Below are 14,634 nucleotides of genomic sequence, written 5' to 3' on the forward strand. Positions count from 1 at the left end.
GGGGTCGGGGCCCGCGCGTGGCGGGCCCCGCGCGGCTCACGCGTAGAAGCGGTAGAGGCCGCGTGCGACGACGGCGGGCTTGCTGCCGCCCTCGATCTCGATCGTCTGGTCGACGGCGAGCTGGTAGCCGCCGGCGATCTCGGTGATCTCGGCGACGACGGCGTTCATGCGAACGCGGGCGCCGACCTTCACCGGCGAGATGAAGCGGACCTTGTCGAGGCCGTAGTTCACCTTGGTGGTCACGCCCGTGACGTCCAGCAGCTCGGTCCAGAACTTCACGGCGAGCGACAGGCTGAGGAACCCGTGGGCGATCGCGCCGCCGAAGGGGCCGTCCTTCGCGCGCTCGGGATCGGTGTGGATCCACTGGTGGTCATCGGTCGCGTCGGCGAAGAGGTCGACGCGGTCCTGCGTGATCTCGAGCCAGTCCGACCAGCCGAGGTCGGTGCCGGCGAGGCCCGCGATGTCGTCGTAGGCGATGGTGGTGGTCATGCGTTCTCCTTGGAGGGGGTCGAGAGACCGAGGAGGCGCGCGGCGTTGTCCTTGAGGATCCCCGGCATCACCTCGGCTTTCAGGGCAGTCTGCTCGACGTCGCGCATCCAGCGGTCGGGGGTGAGCAGGGGGAAGTCCGAGCCGAACAGGATGCGGCTCTTCAGGAAGGAGTTGGCGGCTCGCACGAGCTGCTCGGGGAAGTACTTCGGGCTCCAGCCCGACAGGTCGATCCACGTGTTGTGCTTGTGCGTGGCGACCGAGATCGCCTCGTCCTGCCAGGGCACCGAGGGGTGGGCCATGATGATCTGCAGGTCGCCGAAGTCGGCCGCGACCGCGTCGAGCAGCATCGGGTTCGACAGGCCGAGGCGCAGGCCCCGCCCGCCCTTCATGCCCGCCCCGATCCCGGTCTGGCCCGTGTGGAAGAGCGCGACCACGCCCGCCGCCTGCAGCAGCTCGTAGAGCGGGTAGTGGCGCTCGTCGCTCGGGTCGAAGTTCTGCACGGTGGGGTGGAACTTGAACCCGCGGACCCCGGAGTCCTCGATGAGTCGGCGCGCTCGGTCGACCGCGTCGACGCGGTTCGGGTCGACGGAGCCGAAGGGGATCAGGACGTCGTTGTGGCGCGCGGCCCCCGTGGCGATGTCCGCGCTGGAGAGAGGGGGGTGATCGAGGTGGCTCTCGGCATCCACCGTGAAGACGACCGCGGCCATCGACCGCTCGCGGTAGTACTCCGCGATGCTGTCGAGGTCGGGTCGTGCGGCGTCCACGGCGAAGTAGCGACTCGCAGCTGCCGCCAGATCGTCGGGCAGTGAGGCATGGCCGTGCCCGTCGATCTCGACATGCACGTGCACGTCGATAGCCGTCAGCGCCGCGACGTCGATCGCGGATTCGTAGCGGGTCATCGCGGTCAGACGGTCGGAGCGGGGCGCTGCAGGTCGGCCGGCAGAGCGGGGAAGCGCTCCCCGACGCTCTGCAGCTCGCCGACGGCGTCGGCGAAGCCCTCGTGCAGCGCCTCGAACGTCCATCCGCCCTCGCGGTACGCCGTCGCGACGGGCTCGGGGTGCGACCACAGCTGGAGACGGTCGCCGCCGATGCCGATGGCCTGGCCCGTCACGCCGGCGGCGGCGTCGGAGGCGAGATAGGCGACGAGACCGGCGACGTCGTCGGAGGTGCCGAAGCCGAGGTCGTGCCGGAAGAACGCGGGCATGGGCTCGCCGGCAGCGTCGGCCTCGACGGCGGCGGCGAAGTAGGGGACCGTCGCGGTCATCGCGGTGGCGGCGACGGGGATCACGGCATTCGCGGTGATGCCGGCCTTCTTGAGCTCGAGCGCCCAGGTGCGCACCATTCCGACGATGCCGGCCTTGGCGGCGGCGTAGTTGGTCTGGCCGAAGTTGCCGCGCTGGCCCGTGGGCGAGCCGATGCAGATGATCCGCCCGGGGATCTCGTTCTGGCGCATGTAGGTGGCCGCGGCACGGACCGTGGTGAACGTTCCCCGCAGGTGCACGCCGATCACGGTGTCGAAGTCGTCGTCGCTCATCTTCCAGAGGACCGTGTCGCGCAGGACGCCGGCGTTGGTCACGAGGATGTCGAGGCGTCCGAAGTTCTCCACCGCGGCCGCGACGAGGGCATCGGCGGTCTCGGTTGGGCCGACCGGGGCGGCGACGGCGACGGCGCGTCCGCCCGCGTCGACGATGGTCTTCACCGCGGCGTCGGCGGTGGCGGCATCCACGTCGTTGATGACGACCGCGGCCCCCTGTCGGGCGAGCTCCTGGGCGTAGGCGAGGCCGAGGCCGCGGCCCGAACCCGTGACGATGGCGACTTTGCCGGTGAGCGACATGGTGAACTCCTTCGTGTCGTCGCCATCGTGGCATCGATTCGTTGAAAATGTCAATGATTGAATCTCGCTACACTGTTTTCATGACTCCCGCGGCCGACGACGGTGCCGGCGAGGCGTCGCGGCTGGAGCACGCTCCTCTCGCGGACGACCTCGGCTTCCTGCTCGCGCGTGCCGCGGCGATGTCGCAGGCGGCGGGCAACGAGGCGCTCGCGGCGCACGGGCTGAAGGTGCGGTCGTACTCGGTGCTCGCCCTCGCCGTCACCGGCGGGCGGCCCTCGCAGCGCGAGCTCGCGGCGTTCCTGCGGCTCGACCCGAGCCAGGTGGTGGCCCTGATCGACGATCTCGCGCGGCGCGGGCTCGTCACGCGGGAGCCCGACCCGCGCGATCGCCGCGCGAACGTCGTGGCCGCGACCCTCGAAGGGCGGGCGCTCTACCGTCGTGCGCTCGTCGACGTCGAGGCGGGGGAGCGGCGCGCGCACGCGGCGCTCTCTCGTGCCGATCGGGCGGAGCTGGCGCGGCTGCTGCGAGCGGCGGCGTTCCCGGCCGAGGGCTGAGGGGCGCCCGCTCCCGGCTCACGTGCCCGGGACTCTCGCCCCGAGGCTCGCGCCCCGGTTCAGGCCCCGGGTTCACGCCCGCGGCTCGGGCCCCGGATCAGCCCCCCGGCTCAGGCCCCGGCTTCGCGCCCCGGGTTCAGCCGCTCCAGCAGCTCCAGCCCGTGCCGCGCCCAGGCGATCTCGCCCTCCGCGCGGTCGAGGAAACCCTCGTACGTGAACACCTTGAAAGCCACGATCGCGTCGTGGTCGTGCTCGGTGTCGCTCGCGAGGCGACGCTCCACGATCGGGTGCGTGCGTCGGTGGATAGCGTCCAGCTGCGCCTGCCACTGGGTGCGGCGCAGCTCGTACTGTGCGATGTGCTCCTGCAGATGGCGTCGCGCGACCTCGGGCTCGGTCCACTCGAAGTAGGCCGCACGCAGGTGCGCCGGATCGCGTTCGTTCGGGTAGTCGATCGCCTCGCGCATCCACGCGCGGAACGCGGCGACGCCCTCGTCGGTGACGGAGTACCGCGTCTTCGTCGACTTCTCGCCCCACGGCACCGACTCGTCGACCAGCAAGCCGTCGCGGACCATGCGCTTGAGCTCGGGATAGATCTGCGAGTCGGGGGCGTGCCAGACGTGCCCGACCGACACGTGGAAGGCCTTCGCGAGGTCGTATCCGGTCATGGGCTGGGCGGTCAGCAGGGCCAGGAGGGCGTAGCGCAGGCTCATCGGCCGCCTCCTTCGCGCTTGCGGATGCCGAGCTTCCACCGTATCTTCTCCGCTATAACTATCTTGATAGTGAGTGGACAAGGGAGTGCACCATGCAGGAGACAGTGACCGCGAAACTGCTCGATCACCCGCGCAACGCCTGGTACGTCGCCGCGTGGGACCACGAGGTCGGGCGCAAGAAGATCCTCGCCCGGACCGTCGCGGGTCGTCCTCTCGCTCTCTACCGCACCGAGGACGGCCGCGCGGTCGCGCTCGCCGACGCCTGCTGGCACCGCCTCGCGCCGCTGTCACAGGGGGCGCTGGTCGGCCCGGAAGACATCCGCTGTCCCTACCACGGCATCACCTACGACGCTCGCGGACGCTGCACGAGCATGCCCGCGCAAGAGACGATCAACCCGAGCGCCCTCGTCCCCTCGTTCCCCGTCGTCGACCGGTACCGCTACGTGTGGGTATGGGTGGGCGACCCCGCTCTCGCCGATCCCGCGCTCATCCCCGACATGCACCAGATGACGGATGCCGCGTGGACCGGCGACGGCCTGACGATCCACGCTCCGTGCAACTACCAGCTCATCCTCGACAACCTGATGGACCTCACGCACGAGGAATTCGTGCACTCCAGCAGCATCGGCCAGAAGGAGCTCAGCGAGAGCGAGTTCGTCACGAGCCACACCGATACCACCGTCACCGTCGAGCGGTGGATGCACGACATCGAGGCGCCGCCGTTCTGGCTGAAGAACATGCGCGACAAGTTCCCCGGCTTCTCGGGCCGCGTCGACCGCTGGCAGATCATCCACTTCGAAGCACCGTCGACGATCTGCATCGACGTCGGTGTCGCCAAGGCGGGCACCGGGGCGCCCGAGGGCGACCGCTCGCAGGGCGTCAACGGCTACGTGATGAACACGATCACCCCCGAGACCGCGCGCTCGAGCCACTACTTCTGGTCGTTCCAGCGCAACTACCGTCTCGACAGCCAGCTCATCACCACCCAGCTGCGCGACGGCGTGCACGGCGTCTTCGGTGAGGACGAGGCGATGCTCGCCGCTCAGCAGGCCGCGATCGACGCCAACCCCGACTACGAGTTCTACAGCCTGAACATCGACGCGGGCGGCATGTGGGTGCGCCGCATCCTCGAGCGGATGCTGCTCGCCGAGGGCCGCGACCACGCGCCCGCCCCGCGCCGCGGCGCTCAGCTGGTGCGCTGACGTGGCGGTCTCACGCACGGAGGTCTGGCAGGGCGGCACGGTCGTGGCATCCAGGCCGTTGACGCCCGAGATCCGCCGCATCGAGATCGACGTGGACGATCCGGCGCCGGTCGCCCCCGGTGCGCACATCGACGTGCGCCTGACGATCGCGGGCGAGCGGGATCGACGGTCGTACTCGATCGTGGATGCCGCCGACGGCGGCCGCCGCATCGCGCTCAGCGTCTACACCTCGCCGGTGAGCCGCGGCGGCGCTGCCGTCATGAACGCCCTCGCGCCGGGCGACCGACTGGAACTCACGCAACCACTGAACGACTTCCCGCTGCGGCCCGGAGCGGACCGCTACGTGCTCATCGCCGGAGGGGTCGGCGTCACCGCGATGGTGGGCATGGCGGCGAGCCTTCGCTCTCGCGGAGCCGACTACCGTCTGCTCTACGCCGGTCGCAGCCGCCCGCTCATGGCGTACGTCGACGAACTGCGCGACACGCACGGCGATCGTCTGAGCCTGCACGTGCGGGACGAAGCGACCTCTCTGTCGATCCCCGACCTGGTCGCCGGCATCGACCCCGGCACCGAGGTCTACGTCTGTGGTCCCATCCGACTGATGGATGCCATCCGTCGGGAGTGGATGAGGCAGAACCGCCCCATCGCGGACCTCCGCATGGAGACGTTCGGCAACAGCGGATGGTTCGACGCGCAGGAGTTCACTGTGCGCATCCCGGCGACCGGCATCGAGGCGCGGGTGCGCCCGAACCAGTCGATGCTCGAGGCTCTCGAGGCCGCCGGGGCCGACATGATGTGGGACTGCCGCAAGGGCGAGTGCGGCCTGTGCGAGGTGCGGGTGCTGGGCCTCGAGGGCGACATCGACCACCGCGACGTGTTCTACAGCGAGCGTCAGAAGGACGCGCGCTCGAAGATGTGCTGCTGCGTCTCGCGCGTGGTGGCCACCGCGGGTCGCGACGCGGTGGTGGAGATCGTCACGAGCTGACGGGGTCGCTCTCCCGCGATGCCGGGGTGAGACTGCACGCTGCTGACATCTCCATTGCAGCGTGCAGCGGAGATGTCAGCTGTATGCAGTCTCGCGGGCGCGTGCCGCGGCGGCGCGTGCCGCGGCGGAGCGCGGAGCCGGGGTCAGTCGAGCCGCGAGTGCTCGCCGAGGCGGTGCCAGGTGCGGTTGTGGTAGACCAGCGCGGCGCCCGGCTCGCCGGGCTCGAGGTCGCGCTCGACGTCGACCTGCAGGGCCTGTGCGGCGATCACGGTCGAGCCGCCGGCATCCATTCGGCTGACGATCTTGCACCGCAGCCAGGCGCGCACGCCGTGGTAGACGGGCTCGCCGGTGGGAAGACGCGACCACGTCGACGTGTCGGCGAAGCGATCGAGGCCGCTGGTCGATGCGGTGCGTGCGAGACCGATGTCTTCGGCGTCGAGCAGGTGCACGACGATCGTGTCGGCCGCGACGATCGTCGGGGTCGCCGACGACAGCGCCGACACCGAGAAGATCAGCAGCGGCGGGTCGGCGCTCACCGACGACACCGACGACGCTGTCAGCGCGACGGGCCCGTTCTCGCCGTAGGCGGTGATGACGGCGATGCCGCCCGGGTGCCCGCGGAACGCGCGCTTGAAGTCGTCCGCCGAGACCGAGGTGCCGATGGCCGGGGTGCTCTCGGGGGCTGCATGCGGAAGGGAAGTCATACCTCAAACGGTAGGCGCTTCCGCGTGCCTCGGCGTCGTCGCGTGCAACACGGCGACACGCTTCGCGCGGTCCACCGCGGTCCTGAGTCATGGCGTGTGAAGCTTCACATTTATCAATTTGTGATGATTGAGCTGCGGATATTTCTTGACACAGCTGATTGTGTGAGCGCTAACATTCACGAGTCAGCCCACCCGAGGGGGCTGCATCACATGAACCGGCAGCGGTGCCGGCGAAACGAGGAGGTTTCAACATGAAGGCGAAGAACATTCTTGCCGGGTTCGCTCTGGTGGGCGCGATCGCTCTGACCACGGCCGGCTGCGCCGGTGGGGGCAACACCGCCGGCGGCGGGGGCGGCGACGACAAGGTCATCACCGTCGGCTTCGCGCAGACCGGCTCCGAGAGCGGGTGGCGCAGCGCCAACACCGAGTCGATGAAGGAGGCATTCAGCGAGGCGAACGGCTTCAACCTCATCTTCAACGCGGCCGACAACAAGCCCGAGGCGCAGATCGCCGCGGTCCGCAGCTTCATCAACCAGGGCGTCGACGCGATCGTGCTCGCGCCGATCGTCACCGACGGCTGGGACGACGTGCTGAAGGAGGCGAAGGATGCCAACATCCCCGTCATCCTCGAAGACCGCACGGTCTCGGCTCCCGAGGACCTGTACGCGAGCTGGGTCGGCCTCGACTTCAAGAAGGAGGGCGAGACCGCGGGCAAGTGGGTCGCCGACAACTTCGGCAAGACGCCCACCAACCTCGTCGTGCTCGAGGGCACCACGGGTTCGTCGGCCGCGACCGACCGTGCCGCCGGCTTCGACGAAGCCATCAAGGGCACCGACATCAAGGTCCTCGACTCGCAGACGGGCAACTTCACCCGCGCCGAGGGCAAGACGGTGATGGAGGGCTTCCTGCAGAAGTACGGCTCCACGATCAACGTGCTGTTCGCGCACAACGACGACATGGGCCTCGGCGCCCTCGACGCGATCAAGGCCGCCGGTCTCAAGCCCGGTACCGACATCAAGATCGTGACGATCGACGCCGTCAAGGACGGGATGACCGCTCTGGCCGACGGCGAGTTCAACTACATCGTCGAGTGCAACCCGCTGCTCGGTGACAAGGTCGCCGAGGTCGTCAAGAAGGTCGTGGCCGGCGAGTCCGTCGACAAGAGCTACATCGTCGAGGACCAGGCGTTCGACCAGGAGCAGGCCAAGGCCGCTCTGCCCGACCGCAAGTACTGATCCCTCCCTCCCGGGGTGTGCGGGGCCGTGACCGGCCCCGCACACCCTCCCGGTACCCCAGAAAGCGATCGAGCATGACATCCGAACGTGCTGCCGCGGCCCCCGGCCCGCGGGCCGCCGTGGTCGAGATGCGAGGAATCAGCATCTCCTTCCCCGGAGTGAAGGCCCTCGACGGGGTCGACTTCACCCTCTACCCCGGCGAAGTCCACTCCCTGATGGGCGAGAACGGCGCCGGCAAGTCCACGCTCATCAAGGCCCTCACCGGTGTCTACGGCATCGATGCCGGCACCATTCGCGTCGATGGCGAGCAGCGGCTCTTCCGCGCCACCGCCGACGCGCAGGCGGCGGGCATCGCCACCGTCTATCAAGAGGTCAACCTCTGCCAGAACCTCACCGTCGGCGAGAACGTCATGCTCGGTCAAGAGGTTCGTCGCGCGGGCATGATCGACTGGAAGGCGACCCACGCGGCCGCCGAGCGTCATCTCTCCGAGCTCGGTGTGCGCATCGACACCCGGTCGATCCTCGCGAGCCACTCGATCGCGATCCAGCAACTCGTCGCCATCAGCCGTGCCATGGTCGTCGACACGAAAGTGCTCGTGCTCGACGAGCCGACATCCAGCCTCGACCGCGGCGAGGTCGAGCAGCTCTTCGGCGTCGTGCGCGACCTACGCGACCGCGGCGTCGCGATCCTGTTCGTCTCGCACTTCCTCGACCAGATCTACGAGATCTCCGACCGCCTGACCGTGCTCCGCAACGGCACGCTGGTGGGGGAGTACCCGGTCGAAGAACTCGGCCGTGAACAACTCGTCGCCAAGATGATCGGCCGCGAGCTCGGCGAGTTGGATGCCATCTCCGCCAGCGCCGAGCGCCCCATCGACCGTTCCGGCACCCCCGTGCTGCGCGCCGTCGGCCTCGGCCGCAAGAACGCCCTCGAGCCCGTCGACCTCGAAGTCTTTGGGGGCGAGGTCGTCGGGCTCGCGGGACTCCTCGGCTCCGGCCGTACCGAGCTCGCGCGACTCATCGCCGGGGCCGACCGCACCGACGGCGGATCGATCGAGGTGGCGGGCACATCGGCGCGCACCGGATCGCCCCGCCACGCGCTCGACCGCGGCATCGCCTTCTCGTCGGAGGACCGTCGCGCCGAGGGCATCGTCGGCGACCTCACGGTGGCCGAGAACATCATCCTCGGTGTGCAGGCCCGTCGCGGCGCACTCCGTCGTGTCGGCGCCGCCGAGAAACAGGCGATCGTCGACGAGTACATCACCGCTCTCGGGGTCCGCCCGGCCAACCCGAACGCCCTGATCCGCAACCTCTCCGGTGGCAACCAGCAGAAGGTGCTGCTCGCCCGCTGGCTCGCCACCGCGCCGGAGCTGCTCATCCTCGATGAGCCGACGCGCGGCATCGACGTCGGCGCCAAGGCCGACATCCAGCGCAAGGTCGCCGAGCTCGCCGAGAAGGGCCTGTCGGTCATCTTCATCTCGTCGGAGCTCGAAGAGGTCCTGCGCCTCGCCCAGCGCGTGGCCGTGCTCCGCGACCGTCGTAAGATCGGCGAACTGGCCACCAAGGACGTCGATCTCGACGGCCTCGTGGCGTACATCGCCGAAGGTCAGGCGGAGCCGACCACGCCCGCAACCGCCCCCGAGACATCGCCGTCCGATCGGGAGAAGATCGCATGAAGAAGTTCCTCACGCACCGCCTGGTCTGGCCGATCGCGGCGCTCATCGCGCTGATCGCCGTCAACACCATCTCGCGGCCCTCGTTCCTCAGCATCACGGTGCAGAACGGCCAGTTGTACGGGTCGTTGATCGACATCCTGCGCAACAGCGCACCGCTCATGCTCGTCGCGCTCGGCATGACGCTGGTCATCGCCACGCGCGGTATCGACCTCTCGGTCGGCGCGATCATGGCGGTCTCCGGCGCCGTCGCGCTCACGATCATCGAGGCGTCCCCCGAACCGGGGAACCTCGGCGTCGTGATGATCGCGATCGTCGCCGCGGTGGGAACCGCCCTGTTGCTCGGCGTCTGGAACGGTTTCCTGGTCTCGGTGCTCGGCATCCAACCGATCATCGCCACGCTCGTGCTGATGCTCGCCGGCCGCGGGGTCGCCCTGCTCATCACCAAGGGCTTCATCACCACGATCAACAGCGATCCGTATCAGTTCATGGCGCAGGGATACGTGCTGGGCCTGCCCTTCGCCTTCTACGTCTCGATCGTCGCCGTGATCGTGGTCGGGGTCCTCGAGCGTCGTACTGCTCTCGGCATGCTCACCGAAGCGGTCGGTATCAACCCCGAGGCGAGCCGTCTCGCCGGCGTCCGCTCGCGCGGCATCATCTGGGGTGCCTACATCGCCAGCGGCACTCTCGCGGGTATCGCCGGCATCCTCTACAGCTCGAACATCATGGCGGCCGACGCGAACGCCGCGGGGCTCTACATCGAACTGGATGCCATCCTCGCGGTGGTCCTCGGCGGCACCTCGCTCGCGGGCGGAAAGTTCAGCATCGCCGGCACCGTCGTCGGCGTGTTCACGATCCAGACGCTCAAGAGCACGATCACCTTCCTGGGCGTCCCGCCCGCGGTCAGCCCCGTGTTCATGGCCGCGGCCGTGCTCGTCGTGGTGCTGCTGCAGTCGCCGCGGTTCCGCTCGTTCTTCCACGCGGCCGGTCGTTCCGCCGCCCGCCCGCTCACCCGCCGTCCTGACGCAAAGGTGCTGTCCTGATGACCACTCTCACCGCCCCGGAGCGCGGCGCCGCGTCGTCGACGAGCGCGTACCGGCGCTTCCTCAGCCGTCACATCTCGTGGGTCCCGGTGTTCGCCGCCGTGGCCATCCTGATCATCATGATCGCGGGCTCGATGGCCTACTTCCCGAACTTCCAGCTGCCGCGCATCATGTCGTCGATCCTGCTCGACAACGCGTACCTCCTCGTTCTGGCCGTGGGTATGACCTTCGTCATCCTCACCGGGGGGATCGACCTGTCGGTCGGCGCGGTCATGGCGTTCACCGGCATCCTGTGCGCCAAGCTCCTCGGCGACGGGGTCCCCGTGGCCGTGGCCGTCCCCGCGATGGTGCTCATCGGTGCCGCGATCGGGCTGCTGATCGGTGTGCTCGTGCAGTTCTTCGACGTGCAACCGTTCATCGCCTCGTTGATCGGCATGTTCCTCGCCCGCGGCCTCGCATTCGTGGTGAGCCTGGAGTCGATCAAGGTCGAGAACGACGGCATCCTGTGGCTGCAGTCCACGCGATTCTCGTTCGCGGGCTGGTACATCACACCGACGGGCATCATCGCCCTCCTGACCGTCGCGATCGCAGCGTTCGTGCTCCGGTACACGCGCTTCGGCCGCACGGTGTACGCGGTCGGCGGCAACGAGCAGTCGGCACGACTCATGGGTCTGCCGGTCGTGCGGACGAAGCTGTCGGTCTACGTCATCAGCGGAGTGTGCGCAGGCCTCGCCGGCATCGTGCTGACGGCGTACTCCGGTGCGGGATACCCCCTGAACGGCGTGGGCACCGAGCTCGACACGATCGCCGCGGTCGTCATCGGCGGCACGCTCCTGACCGGCGGCAGCGGTTTCGTCCTCGGCTCGATGATCGGCGTGTTCGTCTACGGTCTGATCCGCACGATCATCTCGTTCTCCGGAGCCGAGCAGTCGTGGACGCGCATCACCGTCGGCGCCCTGCTGCTGCTGTTCGTGGTGGTGCAGCGCATCATCGTGTCGCGCTCCGCGCTCAGCCGGTGATGCTCCCGCGCCGTGTTAGCGATCACCGCTTCGCGCGGGCATGATTGACCCCATGTCCACCGTCGCTCCGCCCCTCCTCGAGGTGCGCGGAGCGACGGTGCGTTTCGGCGTCGAGTCGGCGCTGTCCGACGTGGACTTCCGCCTCCTCCCCGGCGAGGTGCACTCGCTCATGGGCGAGAACGGCGCCGGCAAGTCCACGCTGATCAAGGCGATCACCGGAGCCCTCCGCCTCGACTCCGGGGTGATCGAGCTCGACGGCCGCGAGGTGCGGTTCTCCTCCCCGGCCGACGCACAGGCGGTCGGAATCTCCACCGTCTACCAAGAGATCGACCTGCTGCCGAACCTCACGGTGGCCGAGAACATCTCGCTCGGCCGTGAGCCCCGACGATGGGGCGTCATTGACCATCGCGCGATGCGCGAGCGGGCGGTCGAGGCGCTGACCTCGCTCGGTGTCGACGTCGACCCGGCCTCCGTCCTGTCGTCGCACCCCCTCGCGGTGCAGCAGCTCGTCGCCATCGCGCGCGCGGTCTCGACCGAGGTCAAGGTGCTCGTGCTCGATGAGCCGACGTCGAGCCTGGATGCCGATGAGGTCGCCGAACTGTTCCGCGTGATCCGCGACCTCAAGGCGCAGGGCATCGCGATCGTCTTCGTCTCGCACTTCCTCGACCAGGTGTACGAGATCTGCGACCGGGTCACCGTCCTTCGCGGAGGACGCCTGGTCGGCGAGTACGGGACCCGCGAGCTGCTGCGCATCGACCTCGTCGAGAAGATGCTCGGCGCGACCGCCGACGTCCTCGCCCCGCTCGGCCAACGCGAGGTCGAGACCACCGAGGGGCCGTCGGTGTTGAGTGCCCGGGGGCTGGCATCCGGGGTCCGTCTTCGTGAAGCCGACGTTGACATCGCCGAGGGAGAGGTGATCGGGGTCGCGGGTCTTCTCGGATCCGGCCGGAGCGAGCTCGCGCGCTCCCTCACCGGCGTCGACCGCCCCGACGGCGGGGAGCTGCTCATCGACGGTGAGCCCGTCCGCCTGTCTTCGCCGCGCGAGGCGATCCGTCGTCGTGTCGCTTACTCGTCTGAGAACCGACGCACCGAGGGCGTCATCGGCGACCTCAGCGTTCTCGACAACATCACGTTGGCGCTGCAGGCGCAGCGCGGGATCTTTCACAGGCTGAGCACCGCGCGGCGTCGAGAGCTGGCGATGAGCTGGGTCGAGGCGCTCCACATCCGGCCAGCCGATATCGACCGGCCCGTTCGGACACTGTCGGGCGGCAATCAGCAGAAGGTGCTCCTCGCGCGCCTGCTCGCGTTGTCGCCGCGCCTCATCGTGCTCGACGAACCCACGCGCGGCATCGACGTGGGGGCCAAGGCGGAGATCCAGCGGCTCGTCGGCGAGCTGAGCGACAACGGCCTGTCGATCGTCTACATCTCGGCCGAGCTCGACGAGGTGCTGCGCGTCGCGCATCTGGTCGCGGTGATGCGCGACGGCGTGCTCGCGCAGATCGTGCCCGCCGCCGACCTCACCTCCGACGCGCTGCTCGCGCTCGTGGCCGGCCACACGAGCGGAGACGAGGGCAGCGGTGCCTGACGACAAATCCTCACGGACCGCCAACATCTTCGATGTCGCGCGTCTCGCCGGTGTGTCGCATCAGACGGTCTCGCGCGTGCTCAACAACATGCCGAACGTGCGGCCGGCCACCCGAGCGCGCGTCGAACAGGCGATCGCCCAGCTGCGCTACAGCCCCTCGCCCGCCGCTCGCGCCCTGGTCACCCGCCGCACCCGCACGATCGGCCTCGTCACCCCGGGCACGGTCGACTACGGTCCCACGTCGATCGCGACGAACTTCAACTTCGCCGCGCGAGCGGCGCGCTACAACGTCGACGCGATCAGCTCCCCGCAGAGCGACGTGGCCCCCGTCCGCGCGGCCATCGACGGTCTGCTGAAGCAGCGGGTGGACGCCATCGTCCTCGTCGTGGTCGACACCGAAGTGCTCGCGGCGGTCCAGGCGCTCGACATCGACGTCCCGATCGTCGCGGCCGCGGCCAGCGCTCGTCCCCACCCGCGGCTCGTGGCGATCGATCAGTACCGCGGGGCGCGCAGCGCCGTCCGGCACCTGCTCGAGGCGGGGTACGACACCGTGCGCCACATCGCCGGTCCCGCCCGCAACCCCGACGCCGTCGAGCGCATCCGCGGGTGGCGCGAAGAGATCGCGGCCGCTCGCGCTCAATCGACCCCGGCCGTGCACGGCGACTGGTCGGCGGCGAGCGGCTACCGCATCGCCTCCGAAGCCGATCTGTCGCCGGGCGAGGGCATCTTCGTCGCCAACGACCACATGGCCATCGGCGTGCTCTCGGCGCTGCGCGAGCGTGGTCTGCGCGTGCCCGAGGACATCGGGGTCGTCGGCTTCGACGACGTTCCCGAGGCCGCGTTCGTCTACCCGTCGCTCACCACCGTGCGCCAGGACTTCGCCGCTCTCGGCGAGATCCTCATGCAGAAGGTGCTGCTACTCGTCGAAGAACCCGACACGGTGACCGAGAGCACGCCGCTGCCGACGCGGCTCGTCGTGCGGTCGTCGGCGCCGCTGGCGCGCTGAGGCGCGGCGCCGGCGCGCCTTGGCCGTGCGGTCGTCGGCGCCTCTCGCGCGCTGGGGCGCGGCGCCGGCGCGTCGGGCCGGGTCGCCGTTCCCGCGGCGGGGTGGGTCACCCTTCGCACGCGTCGTGCCGGGCCGCCGTTCCGCGCGGTGGGGCGCGGGTCTCTGCCCCGCATAAACGCGATCCACTCGCATAAACGCGGGCAGAGCGTGTTTCTGTGCGTGGATGGCGTTTACGGGCGGTTCGCGGCCTCGGCGACGGCCCCGGATGCCACGGGTTTACGCGCCGGCGGGTGATCCGCGCCGCGGGATGGTGTCGCTTGCCGGGGCGGGCTTCGGGAGCGTTTCGCGCCGTCCCCGACCCCGCATAAACGCGATCCACTCACATAAACGCGGGGGGAGCGTGTTTCTGTGCGCGGATCGCGTTTATGGGCGGTTCGCGACGGCCCCGGATTCCACGGGGGCACGTGCCGGTCGGATGGTTCGGGCCGCAAGCGGTGCCGCTTGCCGGGGCGGGTTTCGGGAGCGTTTCGCCCCCTCCCGCTGCGGATAAACGCGATCCACTCGCATAAACGCGGGGAGAGCGTGTTTCTGTGCG

The 14,634-nt window shown here is 69.4% G+C and carries 14 protein-coding genes; 9 read left to right on the forward strand and 5 right to left on the reverse strand.

Translation table 11 applies throughout. The features are described from left to right. Window positions 1-36: 36 nt before the first annotated feature. From NS283_RS02680 to NS283_RS02690, 3 genes are read right to left on the reverse strand one after another with little or no spacing between them, the layout of a single operon-like run. Window positions 37-489, reverse strand: coding sequence for a MaoC family dehydratase (locus NS283_RS02680; RefSeq protein ID WP_058595342.1), 453 nt, complete (start codon window positions 487-489; stop codon window positions 37-39). After that, window positions 486-1,388 (reverse strand): amidohydrolase family protein, encoded by a 903-nt coding sequence (locus tag NS283_RS02685; RefSeq protein ID WP_058595343.1) that lies wholly within the window; start codon window positions 1,386-1,388, stop codon window positions 486-488. The genes NS283_RS02680 and NS283_RS02685 overlap by 4 nt, the downstream gene beginning before the upstream one ends. Window positions 1,389-1,393: 5 nt before the next feature. Further along, window positions 1,394-2,323 (reverse strand): SDR family oxidoreductase, encoded by a 930-nt coding sequence (locus NS283_RS02690; RefSeq protein WP_058595344.1) that lies wholly within the window; start codon window positions 2,321-2,323, stop codon window positions 1,394-1,396. A gap of 80 nt (window positions 2,324-2,403) precedes the next feature. On the opposite strand from NS283_RS02690, the gene NS283_RS02695 reads away from it, so the two are divergent. Next, a complete protein-coding gene (locus NS283_RS02695) occupies window positions 2,404-2,877 on the forward strand; it encodes a MarR family winged helix-turn-helix transcriptional regulator (RefSeq protein WP_058595345.1) in 474 nt (157 codons plus the stop codon). Between the two features lie 110 nt (window positions 2,878-2,987). Here the strand turns inward: NS283_RS02695 and NS283_RS02700 are convergent, their stop codons facing one another. Continuing rightward, complete coding sequence (locus NS283_RS02700; RefSeq protein ID WP_058595346.1) at window positions 2,988-3,587, reverse strand: PadR family transcriptional regulator; 600 nt, start codon at window positions 3,585-3,587, stop codon at window positions 2,988-2,990. A 92-nt stretch (window positions 3,588-3,679) separates the two neighbouring features. Between NS283_RS02700 and NS283_RS02705 the strand changes: the two genes are divergently transcribed. Continuing rightward, complete coding sequence (locus NS283_RS02705; RefSeq protein ID WP_058595347.1) at window positions 3,680-4,789, forward strand: aromatic ring-hydroxylating dioxygenase subunit alpha; 1,110 nt, start codon at window positions 3,680-3,682, stop codon at window positions 4,787-4,789. Window position 4,790: 1 nt separating this feature from the next. Next, window positions 4,791-5,774: a PDR/VanB family oxidoreductase gene (locus NS283_RS02710; protein ID WP_058595348.1), complete on the forward strand. Its 984-nt coding sequence runs from the start codon at window positions 4,791-4,793 to the stop codon at window positions 5,772-5,774. 143 nt (window positions 5,775-5,917) lie between these two features. Here NS283_RS02710 and NS283_RS02715 read toward each other — a convergent pair whose 3' ends face one another. Further along, window positions 5,918-6,478, reverse strand: a complete 561-nt coding sequence (locus tag NS283_RS02715) for a flavin reductase family protein (RefSeq protein ID WP_058595349.1) — start codon at window positions 6,476-6,478, stop codon at window positions 5,918-5,920. Window positions 6,479-6,729: 251 nt separating this feature from the next. Between NS283_RS02715 and NS283_RS02720 the strand changes: the two genes are divergently transcribed. The 6 genes from NS283_RS02720 to NS283_RS02745 all read left to right on the forward strand — a co-directional run bounded on the left by NS283_RS02720 (window position 6,730) and on the right by NS283_RS02745 (window position 14,039). Further along, window positions 6,730-7,713 (forward strand): ABC transporter substrate-binding protein, encoded by a 984-nt coding sequence (locus NS283_RS02720; protein ID WP_058595350.1) that lies wholly within the window; start codon window positions 6,730-6,732, stop codon window positions 7,711-7,713. Window positions 7,714-7,787: 74 nt separating this feature from the next. Next, the gene (locus tag NS283_RS02725; protein WP_058595351.1) at window positions 7,788-9,389 is read left to right on the forward strand and encodes a sugar ABC transporter ATP-binding protein; all 1,602 of its coding nucleotides are present in this window, start codon (window positions 7,788-7,790) and stop codon (window positions 9,387-9,389) included. Next, window positions 9,386-10,429 carry an ABC transporter permease gene (locus NS283_RS02730; RefSeq protein WP_058595352.1) on the forward strand — a complete coding sequence of 348 codons (1,044 nt, stop codon included), beginning with the start codon at window positions 9,386-9,388 and terminating at the stop codon, window positions 10,427-10,429. Before NS283_RS02725 ends, NS283_RS02730 begins: the two co-directional genes overlap by 4 nt. Further along, window positions 10,429-11,448, forward strand: coding sequence for an ABC transporter permease subunit (locus NS283_RS02735; protein WP_058595353.1), 1,020 nt, complete (start codon window positions 10,429-10,431; stop codon window positions 11,446-11,448). The genes NS283_RS02730 and NS283_RS02735 overlap by 1 nt, the downstream gene beginning before the upstream one ends. A 52-nt stretch (window positions 11,449-11,500) precedes the next feature. Then, window positions 11,501-13,033 carry a sugar ABC transporter ATP-binding protein gene (locus NS283_RS02740; RefSeq protein WP_081317221.1) on the forward strand — a complete coding sequence of 511 codons (1,533 nt, stop codon included), beginning with the start codon at window positions 11,501-11,503 and terminating at the stop codon, window positions 13,031-13,033. Then, window positions 13,026-14,039 carry a LacI family DNA-binding transcriptional regulator gene (locus NS283_RS02745; RefSeq protein WP_058595355.1) on the forward strand — a complete coding sequence of 338 codons (1,014 nt, stop codon included), beginning with the start codon at window positions 13,026-13,028 and terminating at the stop codon, window positions 14,037-14,039. Before NS283_RS02740 ends, NS283_RS02745 begins: the two co-directional genes overlap by 8 nt. The last annotated feature ends 595 nt before the right edge of the window (window positions 14,040-14,634 follow it).

The organism is Microbacterium testaceum, assembly GCF_001476285.1.
GTDB lineage: Bacteria > Actinomycetota > Actinomycetes > Actinomycetales > Microbacteriaceae > Microbacterium > Microbacterium testaceum_B.